8 protein-coding genes are annotated in these 6,612 nt (G+C 69.3%); 1 reads left to right on the forward strand and 7 read right to left on the reverse strand.

Features of this window, described 5'->3' with window-relative positions:
- Nucleotides 1–4: 4 nt before the first annotated feature.
- Entirely contained in the window at nt 5–1,168 is a 1,164-nt protein-coding gene (locus tag EGT67_RS20715) for an acyl-CoA dehydrogenase family protein (protein ID WP_127917970.1), read from the reverse strand.
- Nucleotides 1,169–1,224: 56 nt separating this feature from the next.
- On the reverse strand, nt 1,225–2,061 hold the full coding sequence (locus EGT67_RS20720) for an alpha/beta fold hydrolase (protein WP_127917971.1): 837 nt from the start codon (nt 2,059–2,061) through the stop codon (nt 1,225–1,227).
- A gap of 295 nt (nt 2,062–2,356) precedes the next feature.
- On the opposite strand from EGT67_RS20720, the gene nrdF reads away from it, so the two are divergent.
- Entirely contained in the window at nt 2,357–3,307 is a 951-nt protein-coding gene (nrdF, locus tag EGT67_RS20725) for a class 1b ribonucleoside-diphosphate reductase subunit beta (RefSeq protein WP_421958152.1), read from the forward strand.
- A 7-nt stretch (nt 3,308–3,314) separates the two neighbouring features.
- Here the strand turns inward: nrdF and EGT67_RS20730 are convergent, their stop codons facing one another.
- From EGT67_RS20730 to EGT67_RS20750, 5 genes are all read right to left on the reverse strand, one after another.
- Entirely contained in the window at nt 3,315–3,800 is a 486-nt protein-coding gene (locus tag EGT67_RS20730; RefSeq protein ID WP_127917973.1) for a heme-binding beta-barrel domain-containing protein, read from the reverse strand.
- A gap of 9 nt (nt 3,801–3,809) precedes the next feature.
- Nucleotides 3,810–4,517, reverse strand: coding sequence for a TMEM165/GDT1 family protein (locus tag EGT67_RS20735; RefSeq protein WP_127917974.1), 708 nt, complete (start codon nt 4,515–4,517; stop codon nt 3,810–3,812).
- 276 nt (nt 4,518–4,793) lie between these two features.
- Entirely contained in the window at nt 4,794–5,321 is a 528-nt protein-coding gene (locus EGT67_RS20740; protein WP_127917975.1) for a peptidase, read from the reverse strand.
- A gap of 177 nt (nt 5,322–5,498) precedes the next feature.
- The gene (locus EGT67_RS20745; RefSeq protein WP_127917976.1) at nt 5,499–6,362 is read right to left on the reverse strand and encodes an SMP-30/gluconolactonase/LRE family protein; all 864 of its coding nucleotides are present in this window, start codon (nt 6,360–6,362) and stop codon (nt 5,499–5,501) included.
- A gap of 126 nt (nt 6,363–6,488) precedes the next feature.
- The coding region (locus tag EGT67_RS20750) for a Fe-Mn family superoxide dismutase (RefSeq protein ID WP_277750165.1) at nt 6,489–6,612 on the reverse strand (124 nt) is incomplete at its 5' end.

Raw genomic sequence — 6,612 nt, forward strand, 5'->3', positions numbered from 1 at the left:
CGGGTCAGTAGAGGGTGCCGGGATCTCCGGTGAGCAGGTACTGGCCGTACTCGTGATTCACCTTGTCCGGCAGGTTGATTGCGTGATGCTGGCCGGCGTGGACGTCCCGCCAGACCGCCTGCAACGCACTCGACGTCGAGATCGAGCGGGGCCCGCCCACCTGGTACGCCTTGTCCGCGGCCGAGACAGCCAGGCCGACGGCCGCGATGTGGTCGCGCTTGGTGCGCTGGCGGATCGCCATGGACACCGTGTCACCGCGTTCGACGGCGGCGAAGGCGTCGGCGAGGTCGGCCTGCAGGATGCGGTACGCGGTGTCGATCTCGAAGTCGGCCTCGGTCAGGCGTGCCAGTGTCGCCGGGTGCGGCAACTTGGTCGCGTCGACTGCCAAGCGGGACTTGTGGATTCCCACGGCCTCCTCGAGCACCCGGCGCGACATGCCGACCAGCGGCACCACGACGGCATTGACGAACAGCGTGTACCACGGCAGGCGGAAGAGTCCGGCGGTGTTCACCTCGTTGCCCGGGTACCGCTCCGAGTACAGCTCTGCGACGTCGTGGACGCGGTGCTCGGGCACGAACGCGCCCTCGACGACGATGTCGTTGCTGCCGGTGCCGGACAGCCCGGACGTGAACCACACGTCGTCGATCGTGTAGTCGGCGCGGGGAAGCAGCAGGTGGACGTGCTGCCCGGTGCGGCGGCCGTCCTCGTCGGCGACCATCGCGCCGACGAAGACCCAGTCGCAGTGGTCGCTGCCCGACGAGAAACCCCACCGTCCGGTCAGTTCGTAACCGCCGGGGACGATCCGGGCGGTGCCGGCCGGGCTGTACGACGAGCTGATCCACGCGTCGGGGTTGTCGCCCCACACGTCCTTCTGCGCCCGGTCCGGATACAGGCCCAGGTGCCACGAGTGAACGCCGACGACGCCGGTGACCCAGCCCGCGGAACTCGACAGCCGCGCGATCTCGTACATCGCCGCGTTGAAGACACCCGGATTCGCCTCGAACCCGCCGTACCGCTTCGGCTGGATGAGCCGCATGATGCCCGCGTCGCGCAGGATCTTCGCGGTGCCGTCGGCCAGCCTGCGCCGCTCGACGCATTCGGCCTCGAGGGCGCGTACCTGGTCACCGACGGCCAGGACGGCATCGATGGCGTCGTGTCGGAACTGCATGGGGGAAAGCTCCTTTCGTCGGCGTCGAACGTCGGATCCGTCGGACGGTTCCGCCGTCAGCGGGTCAGGAAGTCGGTGACGAGCGACTCGAAGTCGTGCTTGCGCTCGACCTGGGCCCAGTGACCGCACTCGCCGAGAATGTGCAGATCCGCCTTGGGCATGCGACGCAGCGCGAACAGGGCGCCGTCCGGCGGCAGCATGCGGTCGTCGCGGCCCCACGTGACCAGCGTCCGGTGCGGAATCTGGTCGGTGCGCGCCCACAGCGGCGCCTTGCCGGGCAGTGCGAGCGACGCCATGACCGCGCGCATCCGCTCGATCGCCCGGGGTGCGGTGGCGTTGTTCCAGCGTTCGTCGAGCAACTGCGGCGTGATGGTGGCCGGGTCGTAGACCATCGAGTCGACCCACGCCTCGAGCGCCTCGCGGGTGGGATCGACGAGGAACGCGTTCAGGCGCCGGGCGCCCTCGCTCATCATCGGTCCGAGCAGCGGCGCGTACAGGCCGCCCGGGCCCATCAGGGCCATCCGTTCGACGCGCTCGGGCGCGAGTGCCGCCGTCTCGAGCGCGACCCACCCGCCCATGGAATTGCCGAGCAGGTGCGCCTTCTCGATGCCGAGGTCGTCGAGGAGCGTGACGATCGACTCCGCGGCGACCTCGGGGTACGGCCGGTCGTACTCCAGGTCCGGGCTCGCGCCGAATCCCGGCATGTCGACGACGATGGTGCGGAAGTTGCGCGCGAAGACCGGCAGGTTCTTCGAAAAGTTCGACCAGCCGGACACCCCGGGGCCGGATCCGTGCAGCAGCACGAGGGGGTGACCTTCGCCGGCCTCGTGATAGTGCAGCTTGTCCGTGGCGGACGGTCCGCGGGTGGTGTCGGCGTAGTCGAGGGCGTCCATGATCGTCCAATCTCCCGAGCGGTGAGCGCACCGCGCAATCAGAAACATTGAGCCCGAACGAAACTCGAACCATCACCGCCCGGGTTGTTTGAAGTGAGACCCTACGGCCGTTCCGGCAACCAATCAAGCGATTGAGTGAAGTTTGTCCCGAGGCGTCCGGTGTGTGGGACGCTCGACGACTGTCGGCGCGAGCATTCGGGGACGGGGAACGCGGACTCTGCGGGGCCCTGTAGTGCGCAGCGGCACGGATAATGGGGTTACACACGCCGCGCACGTGACGGGAGCGAGCGTGACCATGCGACTACGCGCGATCAACTGGAACCGGGTGCCCGATCCCGAGGACGCCAAGGTGTGGGACCGGCTCACCGGCAACTTCTGGCTGCCGGAGCGGATCGCGCTGTCGAACGACCTGCCGTCGTGGGAGACGCTCACCGACGCCGAACGGCAGCTCACCATCCGGGTGTTCGCGGGCCTGACCCTGCTCGACACCGCGCAGGCCACGGTGGGTGCCGTCGCGATGATCGCCGACGCCGTCACCCCGCAGGAGGAGGCCGTGCTGACCAACATGGCGTTCATGGAGTCGGTGCACGCCAGGAGCTACAGCTCGATCTTCTCGACGCTGTGCTCGACGCGGGAGATCGACGCCGCGTTCGACTGGTCGGAGCGCAACCCGCACCTGCAACGGAAGGCGCAGATCGTCGTCGACTACTACCGCGGCGACGACGCCCTCAAGCGCAAGGCCGCGTCGGTGATGCTCGAGTCGTTCCTGTTCTACAGCGGCTTCTTCCTGCCGATGCGCTGGGCCGGCCGCGGCAAACTCACCAACACCGCCGACCTCATCCGGCTGATCATCCGCGACGAGGCGGTCCACGGGTACTACATCGGCTACAAGTGCCGGCGGGCGCTCGACCACCTCGACATCGGGGCGCGGGCCGCGCACCGCGACTACACCTACGAGCTGCTGCAGACGTTGTACGACAACGAGGTCCGGTACGCCGCCGACCTGTACGACGACGTCGGGTGGACCCCGGAGGTGTTGTCCTACATGAGGTTCAACGCCAACCGGGCACTGGCCAACCTCGGCTACGAGCCGCTGTTCCCGGCCGCCGACTGCGAGGTCGACCCCGCGGTCCTGTCGTCGCTCGACCCCGGGGCGGGGGAGAACCACGACTTCTTCTCCGGGGCCGGCAGCGCCTACGTCATCGGCAAGCAGAAGCCGACCGAGGACGAGGACTGGGACTTCTGAGGCGCGATCAGTTCGCGCGGCGCAGGTCGGCGCGCAGGTGGTGCGTCATCGGGACGTCGTCGAACGACATCCACATGTCGTAGCCGAGCGCGCTGCCGCCGTCCGACAGCTCGAAGCGGCGGCGGATCCCGTGGACCGGCTTGGCCGCGGGCGACGACCCGAGGGTGTGCTGCGTGAAGTCGAGGACGCCGTCGGCCAGTCCGGCGCGGTGGATCTCGACGAACCCGGTCGGCTGCGTCACCAGCAGTTCGACGACGCCGTCCGCCAGCCGCAGGTATCCGGTCTCGGTGTGCATCGGCTGCCCGCCGCCGGGCTTACGGGTGCGGGACCGGTAGAACAGGAACGGCTTTCCGCTCGGTGCGAGCTCGATCTCCTCGTCGTACGTGAAGTCGTCGATGGTGGGGTAGTGGCCGGCGCCGCCGCCGACCCACCGTCCCGCGAAGGCCGCGAGATCACCGAGGGGTGCAAGCAGTTCGGTCTGCGTCTGATCCATGTGGCCAGTCTAGGAAGCGCGGGGCGTGTCGGCCGGTTCCGGCGCGGCGGGGGTGCGGCGCGCACCCCTCGTCAGCCGGCGGACAGCGGCGCCGGCCGCGGAGACCGCGACGATCGCACCGGCGGCGATCGGGCCGGCCGGGCTGTCCGGGAACACGCCCTCGAGCACGAGCCAGGCGCCGAACGCGAAGAACAGCACCGCGGCGCCGATCTTGACGAAGTTCTCGGGCAGGTGCTTGCCCAGCAGCGCGCCGACGACGATCGCGAGGGCGTCCGCCGCCACCATGCCGATCGTCGAACCGATCCACACGCCCACCCAGTCGTTGTCGGCGGCGAGGGTGACGGTGGCGAGCATCGTCTTGTCGCCCAGTTCGGCGAGGAAGAACGCCGACGCGACCGCCAGGAACGCCGACCCGGTGACCTTGCGGGCCTTCTGTTCCTCCTCGTCGGAGAGGCTGTCGCCGCGCAGCGTCCACAGACCGAAGATGACGAACGCGATGCCACCGACGATCGAGATCGCGGTGGTGGGCAGCGCCGCGCCCAGGAAGTGGCCGACGCCGACGGACACCAGGTGGACGACCGTCGTCGCGGCGGTGATGCCGCCGATGACGACCCACCAGCGGTACCGCAGCGCGAAGGTCATCGCCATGAGCTGGGACTTGTCGCCCAACTCGGCGACGAAGATGACGCCGAAACTCAACAGGATCGCGGCCAGCACGTTCTTCGGACCTCCTCCGGACTTCTCGTTCTCGGAGGATGTCGGGAAACCTTCCTCCGGCCCCGAACACGACGGATGTGTTCGCGGCCGAAGGTCTCGCCCACCGGTGCAGAACCGGTTCGCTGGGCCGGGCGGGCACTACGGGGTGCCGGCCAGTATGTCGACCCAGCGATTGGGGGCTACTCCCCTTCGCTGAGGCAACGATAACCCCGGATCGGTGAAAGCGCAAAGGCCACAATAAGTTTGGAATCCCGAACTTTTCTCTTCCGAATCCTGTCACGCGGCGAGCAGCATCGCCAGAACCGCGGTGTCGGGATCGCTGATCGGATCGATTCCCACACGCGAAATCATCGATGTCACAGTGCCGTCCGCTTCGGCCTCGACCCACGCCGCCCGGTGCTCGAGCCCGAGATGCGGAAGGCCGGGCAGCAGGATGCAGCCCGATGCCGCGCCGAGGCACTCGGGCAGCGACGGGACCGTCTCGGTGGGCGGGTGCAGCATCAGCAACGCCGGGGGCTGATGGGCCGCGAACCGGCCGGGGGTGATCGCTCGTTCGCCGAGCACCGGTCCCTCCGCGACGATGAGGCCGACCGTTCCGGGCTCGGGATCGTCGGGCAGTTCTTCCCGCGCGCCGAACACCGTGGACGTGGCCAGCAGGCCCGGCAGGGACGCGACGCGGACCGCGAGCGCGAGCAACTGCGCCCACTCCCGCGTGGTCTCGGGCCAGCGCCCCGAGATCACGAAGCCGCGCAGGTCGCCCTTCGCGTGGAAGGGCGCGACGCCGACGTATTCGTGCTCGTTCATCTCGGCCTCGATTCTCCGGCCTCCCGGACCCACGGGGCGGGAGCAACCGGGCGGGCTCCGATGGTCGGAGCCCGCCCGGCTGACACGTCGTTCACACCTCGTTGGGTACCTCGAGCATGCGCCTCGGCGCTGCTGGCACACAAGGGGACCCGAGTGCCAGCGGGGCGATCGGTCGGATCAGAATCCCGGGCCCGGAACCGCCACCCGCAGCCGTCGGATCGCCCCGCCGCCGATGCGGAGCGCCTCCTCCGGGACCCACGTGTCGGCGGTGCACACGAACAGGTCCCGGCCGTCGGCGCCGCCGAGCGCGACCGCGTACGGATGCGGCACCGCGATCCGCGCGGTGATCTCGCCGCCCACGCTCACCCGGATCACCTCCTGGCTGAACGGGGACGCCACCCACACCCCGCCCTCGGCGTCGAGCGCGATGCCGTCCGGCATCACGTGCGGGTCGTCGAACTCGACGAGCACCCGGCGGTTCACCAGGCTGCCGTCGGTCTCGATCGTGAACGCCGACAGCCGTCCGGGCGTCGCCCGTGTCTCCGCGACGATCAGCGTCGCGCCGTCCGGCGTGATCGCCATCCCGTTGGCGAACAGCATCTGCTCCGCCACGACGTGCGCGGTGCCGTCGGGTTCGACCATCGCCAGATCGGCGGGGAACGGGGGTGCCGGAGGCGCGCTGTCGTCGCCGTAGTTGCCGATGTACGCGCGTCCGGTCGTGCCGTCGACCGCCATGTCGTTGAGGTGCCACGACGCGATGGCGTGGAGGTCCGCGTGCGGGGTCAGCGTGCCGGCGTCGTCGACGGCGTAGATCCTGCGTTCCTGCACGGACGCGACCAGCAGGCGGCCGTCGGGCAGGAACCCCAGGCCGGCGGGCTCTCCCGGCACCTCGACGACCTGCTCGAGGTCGCCGGTCGCCGGGTCGAGGCGCAGGACGACGCCGCGGTAGATGTCGGAGAACCACAGGCGGCCCTCCCGCCAGCGTGGGCACTCGGGAAACGCCAGGCCCGACGCGATGGTCTCGATTGTGATGTCCGTCATAGCTCAACCATACCTAGCGAGCGCTTGGTCGATGGGGTGGTGAAACGGGTCGGAAATACAGCGACGCCGCGCCCGGAAGACCGAGCGCGGCGTCGAAGGGATGCTCCGGCGGAGCGATCTCGTGGATCAGGCGGGGACGATGAGTCCGGCCGTCTGGGTGCGTGCCTTGGCGAAGCGGTCGGCGACGTCGGCCCAGTTGACGATGTTCCAGAAGGCGTTGACGTAGTCGCCCTTGACGTTCTGGTAGTCG

Origin of the sequence: Prescottella agglutinans, from assembly GCF_004011865.1 — a bacterium.
Classification (GTDB): Bacteria; Actinomycetota; Actinomycetes; order Mycobacteriales; family Mycobacteriaceae; genus Prescottella; species Prescottella agglutinans.